General features: G+C 29.5%; 26 protein-coding genes. All 26 read right to left on the bottom strand.

Annotation, left to right across the window (positions count from 1 at the left end):
* Nucleotides 1–7: 7 nt before the first annotated feature.
* On the bottom strand, nucleotides 8–625 hold the full coding sequence (locus HNP67_RS02825; RefSeq protein ID WP_184124760.1) for a periplasmic-type flagellar collar protein FlbB: 618 nt from the start codon (nucleotides 623–625) through the stop codon (nucleotides 8–10).
* Nucleotides 618–1,049, bottom strand: a complete 432-nt coding sequence (locus tag HNP67_RS02820) for a flagellar protein FlbA (protein ID WP_184124759.1) — start codon at nucleotides 1,047–1,049, stop codon at nucleotides 618–620. Before HNP67_RS02820 ends, HNP67_RS02825 begins: the two co-directional genes overlap by 8 nt.
* Nucleotides 1,046–2,356 carry a FliI/YscN family ATPase gene (locus HNP67_RS02815; RefSeq protein WP_184124757.1) on the bottom strand — a complete coding sequence of 437 codons (1,311 nt, stop codon included), beginning with the start codon at nucleotides 2,354–2,356 and terminating at the stop codon, nucleotides 1,046–1,048. Before HNP67_RS02815 ends, HNP67_RS02820 begins: the two co-directional genes overlap by 4 nt.
* An 18-nt stretch (nucleotides 2,357–2,374) precedes the next feature.
* The gene (gene fliH / locus HNP67_RS02810) at nucleotides 2,375–3,295 is read right to left on the bottom strand and encodes a flagellar assembly protein FliH (RefSeq protein WP_184124756.1); all 921 of its coding nucleotides are present in this window, start codon (nucleotides 3,293–3,295) and stop codon (nucleotides 2,375–2,377) included.
* 14 nt (nucleotides 3,296–3,309) lie between these two features.
* Nucleotides 3,310–4,344 carry a flagellar motor switch protein FliG gene (fliG, locus tag HNP67_RS02805; protein WP_002556889.1) on the bottom strand — a complete coding sequence of 345 codons (1,035 nt, stop codon included), beginning with the start codon at nucleotides 4,342–4,344 and terminating at the stop codon, nucleotides 3,310–3,312.
* A gap of 16 nt (nucleotides 4,345–4,360) precedes the next feature.
* Nucleotides 4,361–6,070, bottom strand: a complete 1,710-nt coding sequence (gene fliF, locus HNP67_RS02800; RefSeq protein ID WP_184124754.1) for a flagellar basal-body MS-ring/collar protein FliF — start codon at nucleotides 6,068–6,070, stop codon at nucleotides 4,361–4,363.
* 14 nt (nucleotides 6,071–6,084) lie between these two features.
* Nucleotides 6,085–6,420 (bottom strand): flagellar hook-basal body complex protein FliE, encoded by a 336-nt coding sequence (gene fliE / locus HNP67_RS02795; protein WP_184124753.1) that lies wholly within the window; start codon nucleotides 6,418–6,420, stop codon nucleotides 6,085–6,087.
* 11 nt (nucleotides 6,421–6,431) lie between these two features.
* Nucleotides 6,432–6,890 (bottom strand): flagellar basal body rod protein FlgC, encoded by a 459-nt coding sequence (flgC, locus tag HNP67_RS02790; protein ID WP_184107401.1) that lies wholly within the window; start codon nucleotides 6,888–6,890, stop codon nucleotides 6,432–6,434.
* A gap of 23 nt (nucleotides 6,891–6,913) precedes the next feature.
* Complete coding sequence (flgB, locus tag HNP67_RS02785; protein ID WP_184124752.1) at nucleotides 6,914–7,321, bottom strand: flagellar basal body rod protein FlgB; 408 nt, start codon at nucleotides 7,319–7,321, stop codon at nucleotides 6,914–6,916.
* Between the two features lie 34 nt (nucleotides 7,322–7,355).
* The gene (hslU, locus tag HNP67_RS02780; protein ID WP_184124751.1) at nucleotides 7,356–8,702 is read right to left on the bottom strand and encodes an HslU--HslV peptidase ATPase subunit; all 1,347 of its coding nucleotides are present in this window, start codon (nucleotides 8,700–8,702) and stop codon (nucleotides 7,356–7,358) included.
* Nucleotides 8,695–9,243 carry an ATP-dependent protease subunit HslV gene (gene hslV, locus HNP67_RS02775; protein WP_184124750.1) on the bottom strand — a complete coding sequence of 183 codons (549 nt, stop codon included), beginning with the start codon at nucleotides 9,241–9,243 and terminating at the stop codon, nucleotides 8,695–8,697. Before hslV ends, hslU begins: the two co-directional genes overlap by 8 nt.
* 8 nt (nucleotides 9,244–9,251) lie before the next feature.
* The gene (gene dprA / locus HNP67_RS02770) at nucleotides 9,252–10,196 is read right to left on the bottom strand and encodes a DNA-processing protein DprA (protein WP_184124749.1); all 945 of its coding nucleotides are present in this window, start codon (nucleotides 10,194–10,196) and stop codon (nucleotides 9,252–9,254) included.
* Between the two features lie 9 nt (nucleotides 10,197–10,205).
* The gene (locus HNP67_RS02765) at nucleotides 10,206–10,898 is read right to left on the bottom strand and encodes a tetratricopeptide repeat protein (RefSeq protein WP_184124748.1); all 693 of its coding nucleotides are present in this window, start codon (nucleotides 10,896–10,898) and stop codon (nucleotides 10,206–10,208) included.
* Complete coding sequence (ftsZ, locus tag HNP67_RS02760; RefSeq protein ID WP_071983222.1) at nucleotides 10,899–12,098, bottom strand: cell division protein FtsZ; 1,200 nt, start codon at nucleotides 12,096–12,098, stop codon at nucleotides 10,899–10,901. It abuts the gene before it with no gap.
* Between the two features lie 21 nt (nucleotides 12,099–12,119).
* Nucleotides 12,120–13,361, bottom strand: a complete 1,242-nt coding sequence (gene ftsA, locus HNP67_RS02755) for a cell division protein FtsA (RefSeq protein WP_184124747.1) — start codon at nucleotides 13,359–13,361, stop codon at nucleotides 12,120–12,122.
* Nucleotides 13,361–14,104 carry a cell division protein FtsQ/DivIB gene (locus HNP67_RS02750; RefSeq protein ID WP_184124745.1) on the bottom strand — a complete coding sequence of 248 codons (744 nt, stop codon included), beginning with the start codon at nucleotides 14,102–14,104 and terminating at the stop codon, nucleotides 13,361–13,363. Before HNP67_RS02750 ends, ftsA begins: the two co-directional genes overlap by 1 nt.
* Nucleotides 14,105–14,139: 35 nt before the next feature.
* Nucleotides 14,140–15,198 carry a putative lipid II flippase FtsW gene (gene ftsW, locus HNP67_RS02745; RefSeq protein WP_184125262.1) on the bottom strand — a complete coding sequence of 353 codons (1,059 nt, stop codon included), beginning with the start codon at nucleotides 15,196–15,198 and terminating at the stop codon, nucleotides 14,140–14,142.
* A 42-nt stretch (nucleotides 15,199–15,240) separates the two neighbouring features.
* On the bottom strand, nucleotides 15,241–16,296 hold the full coding sequence (gene mraY, locus HNP67_RS02740) for a phospho-N-acetylmuramoyl-pentapeptide-transferase (protein WP_184124742.1): 1,056 nt from the start codon (nucleotides 16,294–16,296) through the stop codon (nucleotides 15,241–15,243).
* 17 nt (nucleotides 16,297–16,313) lie between these two features.
* Entirely contained in the window at nucleotides 16,314–17,705 is a 1,392-nt protein-coding gene (locus HNP67_RS02735) for a UDP-N-acetylmuramoyl-tripeptide--D-alanyl-D-alanine ligase (RefSeq protein WP_184124740.1), read from the bottom strand.
* A 22-nt stretch (nucleotides 17,706–17,727) separates the two neighbouring features.
* Nucleotides 17,728–18,009 (bottom strand): hypothetical protein, encoded by a 282-nt coding sequence (locus tag HNP67_RS02730; RefSeq protein WP_184124738.1) that lies wholly within the window; start codon nucleotides 18,007–18,009, stop codon nucleotides 17,728–17,730.
* On the bottom strand, nucleotides 18,006–18,896 hold the full coding sequence (gene rsmH, locus HNP67_RS02725) for a 16S rRNA (cytosine(1402)-N(4))-methyltransferase RsmH (RefSeq protein ID WP_184124736.1): 891 nt from the start codon (nucleotides 18,894–18,896) through the stop codon (nucleotides 18,006–18,008). Before rsmH ends, HNP67_RS02730 begins: the two co-directional genes overlap by 4 nt.
* Nucleotides 18,889–19,725: a hypothetical protein gene (locus HNP67_RS02720; protein ID WP_184124734.1), complete on the bottom strand. Its 837-nt coding sequence runs from the start codon at nucleotides 19,723–19,725 to the stop codon at nucleotides 18,889–18,891. The genes rsmH and HNP67_RS02720 overlap by 8 nt, the downstream gene beginning before the upstream one ends.
* Entirely contained in the window at nucleotides 19,722–20,807 is a 1,086-nt protein-coding gene (locus HNP67_RS02715; RefSeq protein ID WP_184124732.1) for a hypothetical protein, read from the bottom strand. Before HNP67_RS02715 ends, HNP67_RS02720 begins: the two co-directional genes overlap by 4 nt.
* 33 nt (nucleotides 20,808–20,840) lie before the next feature.
* Nucleotides 20,841–21,599, bottom strand: coding sequence for a hypothetical protein (locus HNP67_RS02710; RefSeq protein ID WP_184124730.1), 759 nt, complete (start codon nucleotides 21,597–21,599; stop codon nucleotides 20,841–20,843).
* 315 nt (nucleotides 21,600–21,914) lie between these two features.
* Nucleotides 21,915–22,754, bottom strand: a complete 840-nt coding sequence (locus HNP67_RS02705) for an NAD(+)/NADH kinase (protein ID WP_184124728.1) — start codon at nucleotides 22,752–22,754, stop codon at nucleotides 21,915–21,917.
* A complete protein-coding gene (locus HNP67_RS02700) occupies nucleotides 22,744–23,274 on the bottom strand; it encodes a chemotaxis protein CheW (RefSeq protein WP_184124726.1) in 531 nt (176 codons plus the stop codon). Before HNP67_RS02700 ends, HNP67_RS02705 begins: the two co-directional genes overlap by 11 nt.
* Nucleotides 23,275–23,280 lie beyond the last annotated feature (6 nt).

Below are 23,280 nucleotides of genomic sequence, written 5' to 3'. Positions count from 1 at the left end.
ATAAACACTACTCCAATGAACTAACAGACATTTTTCTAATCAATATAGCAGCTTTTTTAGAATCCATAAGAGACAACCAATAAGGAATAATTGATAAACGACCCTCTTTTTTGGAAAGCTCTTCAATTTTCCGCATATAAGATATTGCAAGCTCGGGATTTAAATCCTCAAGCCGCTTAACAGCATCTTCTGGCGGCATATTCATTAAATATATAGCTGTTTGCAAAATATTTGCTTCCTCATCATTATATTTATTTATAATGTCATCTATTACCTTTTGTTTTAAATCTAAATCTTTCTGCTTTTGCTTAAGCTCAAATTCAAGCTTATTTAGGCTATCTTCTTTTAACTTTAGATCTTCTTTAAGCTTTTCAATTTGCTGATTCTTAATATCTATAGCTTCTCTTTCCTTTACAAGTCTAGCTTCATCAAGAATTATATTAGAATTATGATCAAAGACCAGAGAAGTTTCTCCTAAAATTTTAGTTCTTACAAATTCGGGGAAATATCTCTTAGTATTATACATTCCAAGAAAATCAACAAATAATAATACAAAGAAAAATAAAATAACAATCAAAAATAACAAAAAAAATGCCCTAAAAAAGAACGATAACAAATTATTCACTTTCATCCCTTAAATTTTGACAAACTTTATAATTTACATACTCATCTAGCAATAAGCTTTCCTTTTTTTCTTTACTTTTAATTATAGAATTATTTAAAGTTTTTATTAATATCTTAATCTTTTTTTCTTGTCTATATTTATCCACATAAATATCATAACACTCGTTATAATACTTTCTAAGCTCTTTAAGAATTTTAAAATTTTGGATTTTTTTATAATTTAAACAGTCTATATAGCCTCTTATGTAAAGATCATTAAAGTTATTTGAATTTTTTAAAAGATTAGGAATTCCATCTGAAAACTGATTTATTTTTGAAATTTTCTTATTTATATTCATTAAGTCTCTCTCGCTTAGCTTTCTAAAGTAAGCTCTAATAGTCAATATTCTATTAAGCTTTTGTCTTCTAAAGTTTAAATCATTCAAGATAGTATTTCCTTTATTTCATCTTCTAAATTTTCAAAATCAAATGTTTCATTTATTCCTTGAGAAATAAAATCAATAATCTTAGGATACTTGGAAATTGCAAAATCAACATCCTTATTGGATCCTTTAATATAAATCCCCGTTCTAATAAGATCTTCATAATCTTTATAAAGAGACAACAAATTTCTAGCTTTCAAAATTAATTTTTGTTTTTCTGCGCTCATTATTCTATGAATAGACCTTGAAGTTGAACTTAAAACATTTATTGAGGGATAAATTCCTCTGTCAAACAAATCTCTGTCTAAAATAATATGACCATCCAAAACAGCCTTAATATTATCAGCTACAGGCTCTGTAAAATCATCCCCCTCTACAAGAACAGTATAAAAGCCGGTAACACTTCCTCCATTACCATTAAAACCCAATCTCTCAAGTAAAATTGGAATTTCAACAAAAACAGAAGGTGGATAACCTTTAGCTACCGGAGGCTCTCCTAAAGAAAGAGACAACTCTCTTTTAGCATTTGCAAATCTAGTAATAGAATCAAAAAGCAAAACTACATCTTTACCTTGCTCCCTAAAGTATTCCGCTATCATGGTAGCAACGTAAGCTCCCTTATACCTTGATATGGGCGATTCATCAGAAGTTGAAACAACTAAAACGCTTTTTTTTAAACGCTCTTCACCAAGTTCATATTCAATAAACTCATTAAGCTCTCGACCCCTTTCTCCAATAAAAGCAATAACATTTACGTCTGCATTAGAATTTTTTGCAATCATGCCAAGCAAAGTAGATTTACCAACCCCAGAACCAGAAAAAATACCAACTCTTTGCCCTTTTGCGACTGGCAAAAACCCGTCAAGAACTTTAACTCCTGTTAATATTTGCTCTTCAAAAATACTCCTACTAATTGGATTAATTTTTTCAAAAATTAACTCTTTATAGCTATTATTCAAAAATGACCCTTTATTATCAATGGGCCTGCCAAGAGAATCAATAACTCTTCCTAAAAGCTCATCACTAAGATTTATTTCTACCCCTTTATTTAAAGAATAGACTTTATTTCCAACTTCAATCCCACTAAATCCTTCATAGGGCATAAGGCTAACATAAGGACCATTAAATCCTAAAACCTCAGCACATACCTTTTTATCATTTCTTTGATCAATTAAACACAAATCCCCAATAGCACACTGGGGTCCCAAACTTTCAACCAAAAGACCTTTTATTTTTTGCACCCTGCCAACAAAAGAAACAGTTTCAATGTCATCTACTTGTCTTAAATAATTTTCAAAAAAATTGCTCACTAAAATTCCTTTAGATACTTAACTTAATAACGAAAAATTTTTAAACTTTTCCTCTATTTTATCAAGTTGAGAAGAAATGCGCGCATCAATCTCTCCAAAATTAGTTTCAATTATACAACCACCTTTGCCTATGTTGGGATCTTCTATGATCTCTAAATTTTCTATAACATCAAATCTAGAAATAAAATCACTCTTTTTATGTCTAACAATATCTAAATCATCAAGATTTACACGGATGGTAATCTGAGTTTTATCTTTTACCCTTTTTAAAACTTCATTAACATTTTCCAAGACAATATCTTTTTGAGAATCTGTAATTCTCTTAATAACCTTAATTGCAATTTGCATAACAAGACTTACTATTTGAGCACTCGAAGATTCAAGAATACCTTTCCTTTCAGCGATCAGAGATGCCATTATAGAGTGCAATTTTCTCATAACTTTGTCAAAATCTTCAAAACCACTTTCATAACCTTTTCTATATCCTTCTTCTCTTCCTTTAGCCGTTGCTATCTCAAGATCTGTTTTTAATTTTTCCTCATACTCTTTTGCTAATCTTTCAATCTCAGCATTAGATTCAACCTCAATAGATTCTTTCTTATAAATAGCTTCTCTTTGCAAAAGATCTGCTTCTTGCTTGGCTGCCTCTAATACTTCATTGGCCTTTGCCTTAGCCTCTTCAATAAGCCTCTTAGATTCAATTTGAACTTCCTCTTTGGAAAGTTCTTGCCTTTTAGCAAGTTCTTCCTCAAGTCGTATTTTTTCATCTCTTAAAAGTTGTAACTCTTCTTTAAGATTAGCGATTTGACTATCTATATTGTAAACCTTGCCTTCCTTCTCCTTGATTTCCAAAGATTCAAAAACAGGCTTTGCTATCTCAATAAACTCAAACTTTACTAAATTATCAACTTCTGATGATTTATATAAAACCTTAGGCAAACAAAACTCCTTTATCAGACAAGCACATCTTCTTCACCACCTCTTGAAATAACTATTTCTCCCTGTTCTTCTAATTTTCTAATAAGAGAAACAATTTTTTGCTGCGATTCCTCAACGTCTTTTCGCCTAGTAGGTCCCAAAAATTCCATGTCCTCCTTAAGCATCGAAGCTGCTCTTTTTGACATGTTTTTGAAAATTTTTTCTTGGACAGGAATATCCACAGATTTTAAAGCTTTTGCCAACTCTTGACCATCTATTTCTCTTAAAACCCTTTGTATAGATCTATCATCAAGCAAAACTATGTCCTCAAATACAAACATCTTCTTCTTAATCTCTTCTGCAAGCTCTGGATCTTCTTCTTCAAGAGATTCAATAATAAACTTTTCCGTCTTTCTATCAGCCATATTAATTATCTCAACAACATTGTCAACTCCTCCTGCTGATGTATAATCTTCTGAAGAAAGAGAAGCTAGTTTTTTCTCAAGAACTCTCTCAACCTCTCTTACAACCTCAGGAGAAGTTCTATCCATTAATGCAATTCTTCTTGCAACATTGGTTTGTACCTCCGTGGGCAAACTAGAGAGAATAAAAGAAGCCTTTTGAGGATCAAGATATGAAAGAATTAAAGCAATTGTTTGAGGATGTTCTTGTTGAATAAAGTTTAAAATATTTGCAGGATCTGCTCTTCTTACAAATTCAAAAGGTCTAGATTGTAACGCAGAACCCAAATTATTAATAATATCAACTGCTTTTTGAGTTCCAAGAGATTTTTCAAGAAGCTCTCTTGCATAATCAATTCCACCCTTTTGAATAAATTCTTGAGCCATCATCAATTCTTTAAACTCTAAAAGAACATTGTCTTTAAGCTCAGAAGTAATTGTCTCAAGCTTTGCTATCTCAAATGTCAAAGACTCTATCTCTTCTTGAGAAAGATACTTAAACACTTTAGAAGAAATTTCAGAACCTATTGAAACCAACAAAATAGCAGCCTTTTGCTTACCTGTTAAAGCAGAAACATCTAAAATCTCCTTTTCTTTTTTTTCTTCCATATCAATTACTACCTTTTTAAGCGTTTTTCAAAAGCCATGTTCTTATAAGCTTAGCAACATCTTCTGGCTTTTCTCTAGCCAAAAGCTCAGCATTGCTTTGAAGCTCATCGCCTTCTCTAATCCCACCAACAACATCATCAACGCCAATATCATCACCACCATCCATCAAGGCTTGTTGACGTCTCAAATGTGCTTGCTTTGCCAATTCCTCTTCTCTAAGACGTCTTCGTCTTTCAAGCTCTCTAGAAATAGTAAAAAATACCGTAAATACTAAAATTAATAATGAAAATACTATACTTGCAATAAATAAAAAATATTTAAACCTTTCACTTGCAAAATAATTTTCATCTATTTCTCTAAATTCATTCATACGATCAAAAGATATATTTCTAACCGTTATTGAATCACCTCTTTCTGGCTTATATTCAAAAGAACTTTGCAAAACATCTTCAATATTTTTTATTTCTTCTAATGCCATAGGCTTATATTCTCTTTTTCTCATTCCATTTTCTATTACGAAATCTCCCTTCTCATCGTACACGAAATTCCAAATGCCATCCACGAAAATACCAAGAGAAACGCCTACAATCCTAGCGGGCTCTTTTTCGCTTGTAGATTTTTTTTCATTCAAAGCAACATTTTTGATCTCTTGAGACTCATTATATTTACCAGTAATATCACTTAAATCTTGATATTCAGGAGGAGTATTGCCTTCCTGCCCAGGGGGTCCCCAAGGACTATATCCTTGCCCCTGATATTCTTTTTTTTGAGTTTGAGAAGATATAATAGTTGAATCGCTTACTTTTCTGGTATTATAAGAGGCTTTTGGATCTTGGGATTGAAGCTCAATAGGAGCATACTCTTTAGACTCTGTAGTTTCTTTTGAAGTATCAAGTTTTACATTTACTCTTGCTATCATAAATCTATCAACTGACAAAACCTTGCTTAATGCAGAGTCGATTTCACCCCTAAGCATAGCTTCATACTTAAGCTTTAACTTGCGTTCTTTTTCTGCCAAGTCTATTCTATCTATTCCATCTAAATTAGAAAAATCATTTAAAATTGATCCGCTATTATCAACAATAGCAATATTATCAGATTCAAGACCCTCAATAGCATACTGAATAAGCTTAACAAGTCCTTCAATTTTTTTTCTATTGGTAATAATATCAGAACCAGGCCTTGGGGTAATTCTAACAGATGCCTTAACAGGCTCTTGAGACTCTTTAAAAAGAGCTTTCTCAGGCATAACAAGATTCACACTAACAGCATCAACATCATCTAAAGCTACAATATGCTGTTCAACCGCTCTTGTAATAGATCTTCTAAGATTAATGCTTCTTTCAAAATCAGTAATGGTCCACCTATCAATATCAAACAAAGCCCATGGATCCATATGAACAGGCACAAGTTCTTCTCTGACAAGAATTGCTCTCATTTTTTTTGCAAGCTTTTCATCATCTAAATAAATTCTTCCATCGGAACTCAAAAAATAATTAACATTTTCCCTGTCAAGTCTTTGCGATATTCTATCTAAGAGATATTGATCTTTAACTTCAACTCCAAAAAGAGCAATACTTTGTCTTTTAGTAGAAAACCCTATTAAAAAAACAAGCGCAAGAATCACAAAAAAAATAATCAATCCTAAGGCTATTTTCTGAACCGTACTAGCTTTTTTGAAGATTCCTTTTGCTGAAACAAAAAATTTAGTAAAAAAATTGCTCAAAATCTTATGGCTCCTTAACGAATATTGATTATATCTTGATAAGCCTTCACACCTCTCTCAACAACGGCCTTAAAAATGCTTAAATTCATATTCGCCCTAGACATCGCTATTACAACATCATGAACATCAATGCTACTAGGCCTAAGAACAGCTTGTTCTATAACTTTAGAAACATTTAATTGGCTTTTGTTGGCATCAGTAATCGAATTTATTAAAACATCCTTAAAAGTTTTAATATCATTGTCTTTGGCATCACTTTTAGAACTAAAAAGATTCACATCAAAATGCAAAGAATTTTTTTTAACCAAATTGACATTATTCTCTTTAAAAAAAGCATCTGTTCTCACCAATAATCTCTCCTTTAGCCTTGAAGTATAGCTAATGCACTTCTAAACATAGACTTGCTACTATTGATGACAGTAGAATTTGCCTCATAAGCACGAGAAGCTGAAATCATATCTACCATTTCTTCAACTAAATTAACATTGGGAAGTTCTACATAACCTTTTTTATCCCCAGAACTTATTGAATCAGGATGAGTTGGATCATACTTCAACTTTAATGGAGATTTGTCTTTTTCAATGCTAGCAACCCTAACTCCTTGACCAATACCATTATCAAGATAATCTGGAATAAAAGGCCCTTTCCAATAAGGATTATTAACCCTTGGTGCAAAAATAATCCTTTGCCTTCTATAAGGTCCACCATCAGGAGTTCTAGAAGTAGAAACATTTGCAATATTATTAGAAATAACATCAATCCTCAACCTTTGTGCAGTTAATCCCGTTGAAGCTACATTAATGCTTGAAAACAATCCCATTTTACATTCCTTAAGATATTAATTTATTTTAATACAATATTTATACTTTTAAAATAATGCGCTTGAACATTGGTCATAAGATGATACATCATTTGATTTTGTACAAGTGCCTTAATCTCAGAATCAATATCAACATTATTGCCATTATTATTCATAGTTGAAAAATGGTCAAGAACTCTGTGGGGCTTGACATCTGAATACTTTAGATTTTTAAACCCAGACAGGTGCTTGTCACTAGATTTAATTAAGTTTAGATCGTTTTTATCTTTATTTAAAAAAGCCTTTTCAAACTCTGACTCAAAAGAAATTTTACTTCTTTTGAAATTTGGAGTATCTACATTTGCTATATTGTCAGAAATAACACTTTGCCTTAAACTTAGAACATCTAAATACTTATGTGAAAAATCTAAAGACCTTTCAAAATCATTCAAACTAAAACCCCCCTCTGTTTAAAATTGCTTTTAACTAAATTATATAATAATTTAAATCTTTTTGTTCGTTAATTTGTATTTTTTTATTAACATAGTCCAAATTTATTTCAAATTTTTTCAACTTACTACCAGGCACTTCAAAAAAAAGATCTGCAAGCACTCTTTCCATAACACCGTGAAGTCTTCTGGCACCAAGATTTTCATTCTCAAGATTCATATTAAAAGTAAGCTCTGCAATTCTATCTATAGCCTCTTCGCTAAACTTTAAATCTAAATTATAAACCTTAAACATCGCAACATATTGTTTTATTAAAGAATTTTTTGTTTGTTTTAAAATTTTTTTCAAATCGTCTATGCTTAGACTCTTAAGTTCAACCTTAATCGGGAATCTTCCTTGAAGCTCGGGTATTAAATCAGAGGGTTTAGCCAAATTAAATGCTCCTGCTGCAATAAATAAAATATGAGAAGTATCAACTATTCCATATTTTGTATTAACTTTAGAACCTTCAATAATTGGCAAAATATCTCTTTGAACACCTTCTCTAGACACATCATTACCACTCCTATTCTTAGCAGCTATTTTATCTATCTCATCAATAAAAATAATTCCCATATTTTCAACTTTAGATTTTGCAATATCTGAAATGTTCTCATGATCAACCAATTTCTCAAGCTCTTCTGCTAATATTATTTCTTTTGCCTTTTTAATCTTCAATTCTCTTTTCTTTTTTCTATCAAATATATTACCCAACAAACCACCAATTCCCATATCAATCTCTTCAAAATTACCACCTGTAAATATTTCTATTGTAGAAAATGGCATTTTACTAGAAATTTGTATTTCAATAGTAGTATTATCAAGCTCGCCTGCTCTAAGCTTTTTTCTAAGCTTCTCTTTTACCTTTTCTTCTGCCTTTATTTCATTTGGATCCATATTCTCAGAATTGCCAGATCCCTTAAAAAGACTCTCAACTATCCTCTCCTCTGTTCTTACCAAAGCATCATCTCTTACAGCGCTATACATCTCTTCTTTTACCATATTAACTGCAATGCCCATTAAATCTCTAACCATAGATTCAACATCACGACCAACATAGCCAACCTCAGTATATTTTGTAGCTTCAACTTTAATAAAAGGAGCTTTAATTAATTTAGAAAGTCTTCTTGCAATCTCGGTCTTCCCAATGCCAGTTGACCCAATCATAATAATGTTTTTGGGCATTACCTCATCTTTTATTTCTTTTGGAAGCCTAGACCTTATATATCTATTAACAAGAGCAATTGATACTAATTTTTTAGCTTCGTCTTGACCTATTATATATTTATCAAGCTCTGTAACTACGTCTTTGGGAACTATATAGTGCTCTTCTAATTTATTCATTTTCAATCTCCTCAAGCACAATGTTAGAATTAGTATATATACACACTCTTGCTGCTATTTTTAAAGATCTAAGTGCAACCTCAAAAGCACTTAATTTTTTGTTCTCCATGTAAGCAAGGGCCGCTGAATATGCATAATTGCCACCACTACCAATCGAAATAACATCCTCTTCAGGCTCAACAACATCACCGGTGCCAGAAATCAAAAGAATATTGTTAGAATCAGCAACAAGCATCATAGCCTCAAGCTTATGAAGTATTTTGTCAGAACGCCAATCTTTTGCAAGCTCTACAGCTGCCCTTTTAATGTCAATCAAACCATCACCTTTTGCCTTGATTTTTTCTTCAAATTTTTCAAAAAGAGTAATTGCATCAGACGTTGAGCCTGCAAATCCTGCCAAAATCCTTCCATTAAGCAATTTTCGTATTTTAATAGCATTACTCTTTAAAACAGTATGTCCAAAAGTTACTTGTCCATCTGCTGCCACCACAGTCTTACCATTTTTTTTTATTGCAATAACTGTGGTTCCTTTAAAGTCCATATTACCCCCTATTTATATACCTCTTTTAAAAGTTCTTTAATAAGAAAATCAGATACATTTTTATAATCACAATACTCTTTAGAATTATCTTTAATATTATTGGAATCTACATATTTAATATTTAATAAAGCATAAAGATCCTTAACAGTTTTTATCTCTTGCGCGCCAGAATCATGTAATTTTACAGCTCCATCACCACAAAAATCTAAATCATAAACATAAATGTCAAGCCCCAAGTCAAGACCAAGTTCAGCTGTAATTAAAGCTCCTGATTTTAAAGGCGCATAAGTTATAAAAATAGCATCTGATAGGCCTGAGACCAGCCTATTTCTTTTGGCAAAAAAATAATTTTGAATTTTATCAAATGGCAAAGTCTCAGTAATTATTCCTCCACCTTGTTCTAAAAGCTTAAAAATATATTTTCGATTTTGCTTAGGATAAATATTATCAATATCTGTTGGGATAACAGCAAATGTTCTTTTATTCTCATTTATTGCTGCTATATGAGCCTCAATATCAGCTCCAATTGCAAATCCAGAAACAATCTCAACACCATTTTTTGCAAGATGCGAAGAAAATTCCCTTGTTCTCTCAGCAAGAGTTTTACTAATTTTTCTAGAACCAACAACAGCCCAAGATAATGAAGAATAATTTGGCAAATTGCCTTTGTAATAAATAGCAAAAGGAGGATCATAAATTCTTTTAAGCTTATTAGGATAAAACTTAGACTCTAAAATAGCAACTTTGGCCTTTGTCCTTCGAATAACTTTTTCTTGCAATTCTATTAATTTCAGATCAGGCAACTTAAACAATCTTCTAAATGATTTTTGAAGATAATACTCAATATCCTTTTGAGTTAATCTAATAACATCATTAAAATCAAAATTATTAAAAAGTTTTAATTTTTCTTTACCTTTTAAAAATTTTAAATTATCAATATAAAGCAATTTCATCATAAATAATTACTTCAAATTACTCATAATCCTAGAAACACTTTCTTTTTGCTCCTCAGTTGAAGCCTTTTTACTAGCTTTATCATAAAACAATATAGCATTACTAAGATCACCTAGCGAATAATAATTTGCACCCCTTAACATGAAAAACTCAAAATAGTCCTCACCCATATCATCAAGTTTGTTTAAATAATTTTTAGCTTCAAATTGTTTGTCAAGATCATATACATACATATTAGAAATAGCAAAAAGAGAATCTTTAAAATCATCTCTAATTGAAAGTGATTTTAAAAAAGAATTTTCAGCAAGAATTATGTATTTTTCAACTTCATCCTTTACTCTTAAATTTTTAGCTAAATTATAAGAAGCAACACCTATGTAAAAGTGAGATAAATAATTATTGGAATTGATTTCTAAATTCTTAGCAAAATATTCAATAGCAGGTCCATACTGACCAAGCTTAAAAAATTCAAGACCGATTAAATTAAAAAATCTAGCTTTCTTGTCGATAGAATTAACTATCTTTAAAATATTTTTATCTTCTTTTTCAATAAATTCTTTATAAACTTCAATCTTAGATTCAGATCCGCCGCCTGAAATTTCCAATTCTCTTAATCTAAGCCCAAGATTTGATTTTTCCTTAGATTCACTACCGCAAGATAAAAATAAATTAACAAGAATTATTAACGACAAAATTTTCATCTAATCATCGCTACTTTTTTTATTTAAATTTCTAAGAAATGTTGGAACATCAATGTCATCATCAAAATAATTAACATTTTTGGATTTTGCCGCAAAAGAAGAATCTTGTTGTTCATAAGATCCAGAAGGAATATTTTGATTGCCTGACATTAAAGTATCAAACTCTTTAGAGCTTAAGGTATTATTTTCTGGTGCACTTGAAATTTCTTTTTGTTTTTTAGATGCAAAACCTGTAGCAACAACTGTAACGTAAATCTCATCTTCAAGATTTGAATTAATAGCATGCCCATATATTACAGTAGCCTCATCATCAACACTAACCGTGATTATTCCCATAATCTCTTCAAGTTCGAGCAATGAAAAATCATCTCCACCAGTAACATTAACAAGAAGCCCCTTAGATCCTTCAATGCGAACTTCTTCAAGTAGTGGATTACTAATAGCAGAAGTTGCGGCATCAACAGCCCTGTTTTCACCCTTGCCATATCCTATTCCCATTAAAGCATCGCCTTGACCTTGCATAATGCTTTTAACATCAGCAAAATCAATATTAACCTCCCCGTGCTCAATAATAAGCCCTGCGATACCTTGAACACCCATTCTAAGAACATCATCTGCACGCTTAAAAGCATCTTTAATAGTGGTCCTTTTGTCAACAACAGTTAAAAGCTTTTGATTTGGAATAATGATCAATGTATCTACAGATTTCCTTAAGTTATTTATTCCTTGCTCAGCAAGTCTCAGCTTCTTAGGGCCTTCAAACTTAAAAGGCTTTGTTACAACTCCAACTGTTAAAATACCAAGCTCTTTTGCAACTTGCGCAATAACTGGAGCTGCTCCGGTTCCTGTCCCACCCCCCATACCAGCAGTAATAAACACCATATCAGCACCAGAAAGATGATTACGTATAACATCTATATCTTCCTCTGCTGCAGCTTGTCCAATCTCAGGCTTTCCCCCAGCACCAAGTCCTGCTGTAACTTTTGCTCCAAGAGCAATTTTTATGGGAGCAATAGAAGTTTGGAGAGCCTGAAGATCAGTATTAGCCACAATAAATTCAACATCTCTTACCCCATATTCAATCATACGATTAACAGCATTACTACCTCCTCCGCCCGCACCAATCACCTTAAGAATTGTAGGATTTGTAGTAGAATCAAATCTTCTTGTATGGCTATCAATCATATTATAATCTTTCATTAACACTTCCTCCATGATTGGTCAAAACCATTCTTTCAAAAACCAACCTTTCAACTTTGAAGATATTTTATTTTTCCTTTTAACTTTACTGCTTACCTTCTTTAATTTATTGAATTTTTGTTGCTCGTGCTTATAAAGAACCAGACCAAGAGCTGAAGAAAACTTGGGATCTATATGCTCTTCTCCAATTCCATTAATACTCATTGGTAACCCTATTCTTGCAGGATGATTAAATACCTCTTCTATTAAATTAGAAATACCTGGAAATAAAGCTCCTCCACCTGTTAAAACTATCCCACCATTAATTTTATTATAAAGTCCGCGCTTAAGTATTTCCGCTCTCATCATTTCAAAAATTTCTCTCAGTCTTGAATTAATTATTACAGACAACTCTTTTCTACTTTTCTCTTGAGGAGGTCGAGTTCCAAGATTTGGAATAATTACAGTTTCCATTTGACTCTCAAGAATAGATGGATGAGCAATGCCAGCTGTTATTTTAATATTTTCAGCAACATCTTCAGGAACCTTCCAAACTTGCGCAATATCAAGAGTCACTCTATTAACACCAATAGGAATTACACCTGTATAATAAGGAGAACCATCAATATAAAGAATAATATCTGTTGTCCCTTTACCCATATCAATAAACAAAACGCCCATCTCGCGCTCTTCTTTAGAAAGAGTTGCATAAGATGAAGCTAGACTTCCAAGAACAACCTCATCAACAGCAAAACCAGCTCGATTTACACATCTGACTAAATTTTGACTAGAAGAGCTAGAACCCGTAATAATGTGTACCTCTCCTTCAAGACGAATACCCATCATATCTATTGGGTTTTTTATATGAGGTATTCCATCTACAATAAATTCTTGAGGAATAACATGAAGAATTTCTCTATCCATTGGAATAACAATTGCCTTTGCTGCCTCGATTACTCTTTCAACATCTTCTTCGTTAATTTCTCTTGTTCTTGAATTTATTGCAACAACACCGCGTGAATTGGTTCCCTCAACACTACTTCCAGACATAGAAACTGAAAGCGATGTAATATCACATCCTGAAATAAGCTCTGCGGCCTCAATAGAATTAGATATTGAATCAAGAGCCGCTTCAATATTTATTAAAACTCCCTTCCTAACTCCTCTTGATATACTAGTGCCTATTCCAACTATTTCTAATTGATCATTTAAATTTACCTCAGCAACAACAGTACAAATTTTTGAAGTTCCAACATCTAAACCTACTATCAAATTCCTAGACACTAACTTTCTCCTAACAAAATGATATCACCACTTCTTAAATCTATAACGCCGGGTTTTCCTTTAAGTAAATTAACCGCAAGAAACACTTTATGCATCACATTCATTAAATCCATATCAACTGTTATCAATATTTTATTATATATACTTTTAATATACAAAATTACATTATAATCATAGAAATTCAATTTTAAAAAATTGACCTCTGATATTAAATTATACAAATATTTTTGATTTATTTTAAGATAATCAAGGCCTCTTACAACGTTAAGCATTCTATCTTCTAGAAAATCTCCTACATTATTGTCACTTAAAACTAATCCGCTAATTATAGGTAAATCATAAATCAAATGCTTACTTTTCCCCAAAATTACACCATCTGATGCAATACAATAATAAGTAATATTACCATTTACGTTTTCTAAAGCAACAGCAACGGGTATTCTTTTCTCTATTTTAATATTAATTTTATTAGGAAACTTAAGATCAACCTTAACATTCTTTACCCTTAAATCTTTTTTAAGATTCTCCTCATACATTCTAACATCAGCATTATGATAATATGTATTGGGCTTGATTCCTGAAATCTTGATTATATCTTCTTTAGAAAGAGAAATATCATTATTGATACTAATATACCTAATCAAAAAATAAGGAGACGCAAAAATAATAACCATTATTTCAAAAAAAATTAAAGACGTCAAGAAATATATATACTTAATTAAAAATTTTCTCTCAAAAATCATAACCTAATTCAATTTACACTACTAGAAAAATCTAATCAATTATTAATTAAATTTTTTGAAACATTTGAAATAAGACCAGAGAGTGCCATGGTAACAATAATAGAAGATCCCCCAGATGAAAAAAATGGCAAATTTATCCCGGTGGGAGGCAAAAGACCAATTGCAATTAAAATATTCATTATGCTTTGAAGAAAAATTGCAAGACTTGAAATAAATGCAATAAAAAATTTAAACTTACTATTAGAATAAATAGCTATAAAATAACCAAAGTAAAAAAACAAAAAAAATAAGCTTATGGCAAACAAAACGCCTAAAAATCCCAATTCTTCTCCAAGAACTGAAAAAATAAAATCCGAATTGGCCTCTGGCAATTTTCCAAGTTTTACTTCTCCCATTCCCAGCCCTTTACCTAAAATTCCCCCACTTTTTAAAGCATTAAGAGATGCTATTATCTGGTAACCTTTTCCAGAAGGATCGTCGTAAGGATTGAGAAAGGCAAAAATTCTAGAAACCCTATAGGGTTCAAGCATCAAAAATATAGCAGAAACTGGCAAAAAAGTAATCATAATAGCAAAAACATAGCTAAATGCCATATTAGAAACAAACAAAACAATAAAAAAAAGAATGGCAAAATAAATAGCTGTTGAATAATCGTTTTGCAAAATTATTAACACCCAAAAAATTGCAAAAATCAACATTGGCTTTATCCAGTATGAAATACTATTGTTTTTTCTTGGATCAAACTTACTCAAATAAGCTGAAAGATAAATAGTAAAAGATATTTTAAAAATCTCAGAGGGTTGAATACTAATACCTTGAAAAAATATCCATCTCTTTGCTCCAGAAATACTTGGAGATAAAAAAGTTGCCATAATTAAAAAAAGAGTCATAATCAATACAGGAAATATCGATTTTTTTAAAAAATTTAAAGAAATCCTCTCAAAAATAAGAAAGACTATAAAACTTAAAAAAAGATAATTAAGTCTTGTAAAAAATAAAAAATTTGGATTACCTGTAAGCTCTAAGCTTAAGAAAAAGGAAGAAGTATAAAAAACTACAAGGCCATAGGCTACTAATAGCAGCAAAACAAGCAAATAACATGTCCTAAGTGAATTTATCTCTACAACCATAATAAATTATCTGATTTTTATCGTGCTTAAAGCAATTATAGCAAATATTAACCCTATTATCCAAAATCTAATAACAACTTGCATTTCAGACCACCCAAGTTCTTCAAAATGATGGTGAAGTGGAGCCATTTTAAATACTCTTTTTTTGGTCTTTTTGTAAACAAGGACTTGAATAATTACAGACATAGTTTCAATAATAAAAACACCCGCAAGAATTGAAAAAAGTATTTCACTTTTTAAAATTAAAGCTGCCATTCCAAGAATGGCACCCAGAGCCAGACTACCTGTATCTCCCATCATAATTTTAGCAGGATAGGCATTAAACCATAAAAATCCAAAACTACCTCCAAGCAATGCCCCAAGAAATATTACAAGCTCTTCAGAACCCTTAATATTTGGAATATGCAAATAAGTTGCAAAATCAGCCCTGCTTGTAAGATACGCGATTATTATTAAAGCTCCTGTTATAACTATACTCAACCCAATTGCAAGACCATCAAGCCCATCTGTTAAATTAAAAGAATTAGAAGCAGAAATTAAAATAAACATGCCAAAAGGAATGTAAAATACCCCCAAATCTATTTGAAAAGACTTAATAAAAGGAAAATAGATTATGCTAACATGCTCACTACCAAAATAATATAGAATACCAACAGAAAAAAAAGAAAATATTATTTGTCCGTAAATCTTAAATCTAGCTTTAAGTCCATCTGAGGTTTTCTTTTTAATTTTTAAAAAATCATCTACAAAGCCCAAAAAAGCAAATCCAAACATAACAAAAACCATAATCAAAAAATAAACATTTAAAATGTTACTCCAAAATACTAAAGAGATAAAAACACAAAAAAAAATAAGAATGCCTCCCATGGTGGGAATTCCTACTTTTTCACTCAAATGCCTTTTAGGGCCATCTTCTCTTAAAATCTGATCGGCCCTTAATTTTTTTAACCTTAAAATAATATAAGGACCCACAATTAAAGAAAGTAAAAATGCAAAAATTGTAGCATAAGCCATTCTAAAGGTAATATATTTGAGCAAACGCAAACCTAAAAGATAAAACATAAAAACCCCATTATCATCTAAATATAATTTAAAATTCTCTCAAGCCTGTTAAACCTTGAGCCCTTAATGACAATAAAAACTGAAGGTTCTAAGCTTTTTACAAAAAAATCAATAAATCTATCAAACTCGCTAAAATAATATAAACACTTTTCAACCAAATTCTCAGAATCCCTAACATCTAAAAATTCTTCGCCAATTAGAAAAATTTTATCAAAATTCATTGAAACAGCCTCTTGAATTAAATCTTTGTGAGTTTTGTATGCAAATTCCCCAAGCTCTTTAAAAGAACCAAGAACTATAAATTTTTTGTTTTGGATATTAAGATCCAAAATCATATTTTTTAAGGCCATAAAAGAACCCATATTGCCATTATAAGAATCATTTAAAATTAAATATCCATTTTTTGTCAAAATTTCTGCTCTACCCTTTTGAAAAGTAGTTTCAATAAGGCCTTCTCTTATTTCTTTTTCTCTCATTCCTAAAAATAAAGCTAAATTAATACACCCTATTGCATTAAAAATATTGTGTCGACCCAGCAATAAAATAGAGTATTCAAACCCTTTGTAAACAAAATCAAAAGAAAATTTCCCTTCCAAAAAAGAAAATGATTTAATACTAAGATTTTCATAATCAAAATAAACAATTTTAACATTTGGATTTGCAATTTTTGCTCTATTTTCAAGATAAACACAATAATCATTCATCTCATTTACAACAAAGATTTCAATGTTTTTGCCAATTATTTTACTCTTTTCAAAAGCAATAGCTTGTAACTCCTTGAAGGCTTGCATATGTGCACAGCTTATATTCGTAATAATAACAATTTCTGGCTTTAAAATTTGGGATAAAAGATCCATTTCTCCAACATAGCTAACTCCAACTTCAAAAACAGCATATTCTTCATTGCCCTCTACTCTTAAAATACTAAGAGGAAGCCCAATGTCAGAATTTAAATTACCCCAAGTTTTGTAAGTTTTATATTTCTTTGAAAGTATACTATAAAGCATCTCTTTAGTTGTAGTTTTACCATTGCTACCTGTAATAGCAATTCTTTTAAAGCTTGTTTTTTCAATTAAAAAAGATGCTAAAGTTTGAAGAAGTTTTATTACATTGCTTGTAAGCAAAAAAACTAATCCCTCATTGTCATTTAAATATTTAATACACTCAGATTCATGATTTTTTGAGCATACAAAACATTTAACACCTAAATCAATTAAATATTTAACAAAAGAAAATCCATCTACTTTATTTCCCTTATATGCAAAATAAAGACTACCGCTGATATTATCATCCTTTATTTCGCGACTATCTAAGGAGTAAAAAGATACTACTCTTTCAATATTTTTTATATTCCCAACAAATTTTACATCTTTAGAAGAGATTAAAACATCCTTAATCTTTATGCGCACCCAAACCTCATTCTAAAATATTTTACTCAACAAAAATATTTATATCTTCATTAGCTTTTTTTTCCAAATTTAATTCTCCAAAACAAAAACTCTCTATTCTATCAATATTTTCAAGTTCATACATTACTGTTAGCAATCTTAAATTATCATCAATAATATTTTCCTGTTCATTGTCTAGACGATTAAATTCTCTAAGCTTTACAACATATCTGAAATTTAAGTAAATATTAAAACATAATATAACTGCTAGTATCAAAATTAAAATACAATAAACTTTAAATTCAATCTTACTTATGTTATTCATAATTTTTTTACAAATCTAAGCTTTGCACTCCTTGAAGGTTTGTTTTTTTTAATCTCATCAAAACTTGGTATAATAGGTTTTTTTGAAATCCTAGCATACAAATCACCACTCAAGCTTTTAAAAAAATCTTTTACAATACGATCCTCTATTGAATGAAACGTAATAATAGCTAAAATTCCATCTTTGGCTAAATTTTCTATCCAAAAAGGCAAGCTCCTTTTAAGCCTAGCAAGCTCATCATTTACATAAATTCTTAACGCTTGAAAAGTTTTTGTAGCTGGATTTATTTTAACTTTTGAAAAAGGATAAACTTTGCTTATTATGGATTGCAACTCTTTTGTAGTTTGTATTTTTTTAATTTTTCTGTATTCTACAATAGCTTTAGAAATTCTTCTAGAATAATGCTCATTGCTTAAATTATAAATTAAAGCTTCAAGGTCATATTTACTAAAAGTGTTTACAATCTCAGCTGCACTAATTTTACAAGAAGAAGAACAAAGTCTCATATCCAAAGGTTCATCTTCAAGAAAAGAAAATCCTTTTTTACTACACTTGTAATGAAACATAGAAATACCAAGATCAACTAAAATAAAATTGGCTTTGACATTTAAAGGATAATTGACAAAAAAATTATCAAACCAATCATTAAAATATCTAATTCTCTTTTTAAAAACAAGAAGAAACTGCCTTGCTCTTTCTAAAATTTGAGGATCTCTTTCAATTCCAACCAAACTTAAAAAGTCATATTTCTCAAGAATCGCTTTTGCATGAACACCTTCTCCAAGAGTAGAATCAATGTATATTAAATCACCTTTTATAGGCAAATCTTCTATAAGCTTACAAATTGCATCAAGAAGTACTGGAAAATGAAAAGCATTATTATTCATTTAATTTAAACCTATAAATTATTTTTTTTTCATTTCCATACACATCGCCATATTTTATTTTAAGCTCATTCTTGCCCTTAATAAAATTAAGATCATTTATCTTAAAACATCCACCATCTTTTTTAATATTCAAAATATCTAATCCATAATTTTTATCTTGAGCTAAAGTATGTGTATTATTAATCAAAAAAATATTTTGAAAATCTGAACGAAAAATGTTTTTATTATTCAAAATAGCTTCAAAATAATAAATTCCTTTAAGAGAATTTTCAAAAGATTCTGCTTTTTTGGCATGAAAATATAACAAAAGACTATATTGACCAGAATCAATATTTAAATTTACGTTTTTTGATAATTCCAATCTTTCATCATCGCCCCTTCCTTTTAAAAAAACCTCGCCTAAAGTATAAACTGTCTCAGCAACTACATTGTTTCTATTTTTGATAATAAACAAAGGATTGATAATCTTTTTAGCACTAGGATCATTAACCACTAAATCAATAACACTCTTTTCATCTTTTAAAAAAATCTTTCCAAGCTTATAAAAAAAGCTCCCAAAAACCTCTAAATTCAACTTTAAATCATCGTCAAAAACGATTAAAATACTACCATCCCTATTTAAACTATTTTTTGAATATAAAATTTTATAATTATTGGAAAAAACAGATACGGTCTTTTCCAAGGGTCTTAACCTTACTCCAATATTCAATTTATTATTATCCAACACACCAAAATCTTTAACTAAAGCAAACTTTTCATCATTTCTAAATTCCAAAAATGGATATAAATCTAAAATATTAAAGAAAAATATAAAAATAATTAAAATCACTGCGCCAATCCCAAGTATTTTAAATCATTATTACTATTAAAATACAAAAGTCCCTTTCCAAATTCAACAAAAGAGCTTATTTCATCTTTAATAAAAATATTATCAAACAATTTAAAAGAATTTGCAGAATAAGTTTTTATATTAATAATTTTTTCACTCTCAGAATAAAAATATACTCTATAAACATTTTGAAAATAATCATATGACGTTCTTAAAATAGAATTTTTATTTTCAACTTTAAATATTTTACCATTTTTAATATTTATCACCATAAATGAATTTTTGCCTTCAATAAACAAATTATGATAATCATCTATTTTTAAAAAAGTCTCAAAACTATTAATAGTTAAATTATTTAATTCTAAAATTTTTTTATAATTATTCTCTAAATCAATTATTTCTAAAAAATACTCAGAATTGCCTTTTAATGAAACCAAATATTTATTATCAGAACTCAATTTAACAAAACATGTTGGAAATTTTCTCTCTAAAAAATTTTCCATATAAATTATTTTACCTTGTTTATATATATAAATCTCACCATTAGAAAGCCCCAAAACCAAAACCTCATTATTATAGTCCACACTTAAAATTGAGGATAAAAAATTGAGTATTAATATATTATTCCCGCTAGAATCATAAACCTCCAAAGTTTTATATAAATTATTTAAAGTAAAAATTAAATTATTTATTACAAAAACAAAATCCTTTAGCTTGAGTGTAAATAAAAATTTATTGTTTTTAACAGAAAAAACAGAATAATCCTTGCTAGACTCGCTAGAATTTAAAAGCACATAATAATAGTCTGAATAACTTACTAGGTTATCACTTAAAAGAGAATAACAAGATTCCCTGAAATTAAGACTTAAAATCTTATTTGATACAAAAACATTTTTACTTAAACTTATATTTCTACAATCAGATTTATTTTCAAAATTCTTAAAATCATAAAAATTAGATACATTCATAGCAGATCTTATAAAGAAATCAATCAAAATTATAAATAATAAAAACAAACTTAAGATCAAAAAAAATTTTAATTTTTTGATCTTAATAGTGCCCTCTTCTACATTAAAACTCAATATAACTACTTCCCTCCCCCCACCTTAATTCATCTATTTTACCTTAATTAAATCTGAACTAAACTTTGAAGACCAAACTCCATGAAACCTTGAAAATTTTTCAGCAGATTCTTTTTGAGAGGCTATGGCAGCCAATGCTCTTCCAGCTTCAAGATAAGCAAGAGAATGTAGTCCAAATTCATGGGATCCACTAATCTCATATTTGCCCCTTAAAATAAAAGCGCCTTCTTCTAAAAGCTCCAACACTTTAATAAGGTGTTCAAATTGGAATTTATAATAAGGACTCTCAAGGTTTAAATTCTTAGAAAAATTTCTAAAATCAATAATATTTTTAGAAAAAACAATAAATTTGAGATACATATCCTCAAGAAAAACAAGCGTTTTAGAATCTTTTTTGCTAAAAATTTTAGCCAAATCAATTAAATAGCCTAATTTTTTAATAATTAAAAACCTCTCTTCAGGATTTAAATTAAGAGCCTGGGGCATTTCAATCAACTCTCTTGGGGTAATACTAAGAATAGGACTAATAATTAAACTAAAATCAGAAATCAATCCAGACAAAATTTTTTTTATAGAATAATTTACCTTCAATCTAGGCCTAGTATAAAAATAATTTAAAGAAGAAATATAACTTAAAACATTTAAATTGAAATCAATAAGATTAAATGAAAGTTTAGCATTTGATGTAAATTCGCCAGTCTCTTTTATAGCTGCTATATCATTTAAAGTCCTTAAAATAAGATTATTAATATATACTATTTTTTTATAATTTTCATTATCAATTAAATCCATAAACACCTGCCTAAAACTCATACAAGGGTGATCTATCAGCTATCTAATATATTGATTTTAGCAAAAAACATATTAAATATTTTAGCAAGTTATAAATTTATAAAAAACACCCTTGAAACATTAACTCTGCGAATAATCAAAACATTAAAATACTTATAATAAATTATGTAAAATTTTAACTAATTTTTAAAATTATCAAGCCTTAAAACATGCAAAATCCTCTAGTCTTATTAAAGATTAGATTAAATAAAACATTCAAATAACAACCAAGAAAAATTTTTATTAAAAAGAGCACTGTTAAAAAAACATTAAAACTTACAATAATTTGTTTTTTAATCTCTTAACAAAAGTATCCGTACAAAATGAAACAAAATTCAAGCTTTGAGAAGAAATTTTAAATTCAAAAACAACATCAACCCCAAAAGAACCAAAATTAATTCCATCCAAAAAAATTGATGCTGATGAGATAAAATATTCCTTTGAAAAAGAAACAGAAAGTTTACTTAATTTAGAGAACACAAAAGAACGATTATAAACAGAATGTGGAGAAATAGGCGTAAGTAAAAATCCCTCAAGATCTGCTTCTAAAATAGGACCCCCTGCTGAGAAAGAATACCCTGTTGAGCCTGTTGGAGTAGACACAATTATCCCATCACTTTTATATGATAAAAAACTCTCAGAATTAACCATAAGATCTACATAAATCATTTTATTAAGAATGCTTGAGCGAATAATAATATCGTTTAAAGCATACTTAGAAATTAAATCTTTACCATGCTGATAAACTATTACATGAAGTAAAAATTTTTTATTAATAACCAAAGAATTGTTAAAAAATCTATCTATGACTTTTTTAAAATCTTCAATCTTAATATCTGCTAAAAACCCTACCTTACCCATATTAATTGAAATAATTGGAATATCAATATTTCCATTTTTAAGAAGCAAATTAACAGCCAAAAGAACTGTACCATCCCCTCCTAAAGTTATCAAAAAAAGAAAATTTTCTTTTGGGAAAGAAAATAAAGGCCTACCAACATCTATTAACACTACCTCAACAAAATATCTGGTTTCTAAATAAACTTTAACATCATTGCCTAAAATACTAGCTCCCGACTTTAAAGTATTAATGCAAATAAGTACTTTATTCTTCATGTTGATCTTTATAAGGAATATCTTCAAATTCGCATTTATCAAAAATTTTTGCAATATCGATTAATACTAAATATTCACTCTCAAGATTGTCAGCTTCATCAAGCTTTACAACTCCAGATATATATTTTCTATCTAAAGTTTGCAAAGTAGCAGGAGGTTCTTGAACCCTAGATTCATCAAAGCTAATAACTTTAAGAACTCTATCAACAAAAATGCCTAAAAGTTTATTTTTAATCTTAACTATTAAGTATCCTGTTAAAAGCATATCTTCTTCAGTTTTTGAAATAGAAGGAACCCCAAATTTAATATTTAAATTAACTAAAGGAATAATACTACCTCTAAGGTTATAAATACCTATAATATATTCAGGAACATTTGGTATAGCATAAATTCCTTCTGATGGAACTTTAATAATTTCTCTAATGTGCTCTATTGACACCCCATAGCTTTCTTTTCCTATTTTAAAACCTGCAACTTGAAGCTGCGGCCTGCTGTCTTTAGAACTTTCTTTTCTAAACATATTTTA

Source organism: Borreliella californiensis, assembly GCF_014205885.1.
GTDB classification, from domain to species: domain Bacteria; phylum Spirochaetota; class Spirochaetia; order Borreliales; family Borreliaceae; genus Borreliella; species Borreliella californiensis.
This window is presented reverse-complemented; position numbering and strand designations above follow the sequence as displayed.

Coding starts and splice junctions, on each gene's coding strand:
- fliG (WP_002556889.1), bottom strand. CDS start 4,344: ATGGAAGAAAAAAAAGAAAAGGAGATTTTAGATGTTTCTGCTTTAACA.
- flgC (WP_184107401.1), bottom strand. CDS start 6,890: ATGGGATTGTTTTCAAGCATTAATGTAGCTTCAACGGGATTAACTGCA.
- hslU (WP_184124751.1), bottom strand. CDS start 8,702: ATGAATAAATTAGAAGAGCACTATATAGTTCCCAAAGACGTAGTTACA.
- hslV (WP_184124750.1), bottom strand. CDS start 9,243: ATGGACTTTAAAGGAACCACAGTTATTGCAATAAAAAAAAATGGTAAG.
- dprA (WP_184124749.1), bottom strand. CDS start 10,196: ATGAAATTGCTTTATATTGATAATTTAAAATTTTTAAAAGGTAAAGAA.
- HNP67_RS02765 (WP_184124748.1), bottom strand. CDS start 10,898: ATGAAAATTTTGTCGTTAATAATTCTTGTTAATTTATTTTTATCTTGC.
- ftsZ (WP_071983222.1), bottom strand. CDS start 12,098: ATGAAAGATTATAATATGATTGATAGCCATACAAGAAGATTTGATTCT.
- HNP67_RS02750 (WP_184124745.1), bottom strand. CDS start 14,104: ATGATTTTTGAGAGAAAATTTTTAATTAAGTATATATATTTCTTGACG.
- mraY (WP_184124742.1), bottom strand. CDS start 16,296: ATGTTTTATCTTTTAGGTTTGCGTTTGCTCAAATATATTACCTTTAGA.
- HNP67_RS02730 (WP_184124738.1), bottom strand. CDS start 18,009: ATGAATAACATAAGTAAGATTGAATTTAAAGTTTATTGTATTTTAATT.
- rsmH (WP_184124736.1), bottom strand. CDS start 18,896: ATGAATAATAATGCTTTTCATTTTCCAGTACTTCTTGATGCAATTTGT.
- HNP67_RS02710 (WP_184124730.1), bottom strand. CDS start 21,599: ATGGATTTAATTGATAATGAAAATTATAAAAAAATAGTATATATTAAT.
- HNP67_RS02705 (WP_184124728.1), bottom strand. CDS start 22,754: ATGAAGAATAAAGTACTTATTTGCATTAATACTTTAAAGTCGGGAGCT.
- HNP67_RS02700 (WP_184124726.1), bottom strand. CDS start 23,274: ATGTTTAGAAAAGAAAGTTCTAAAGACAGCAGGCCGCAGCTTCAAGTT.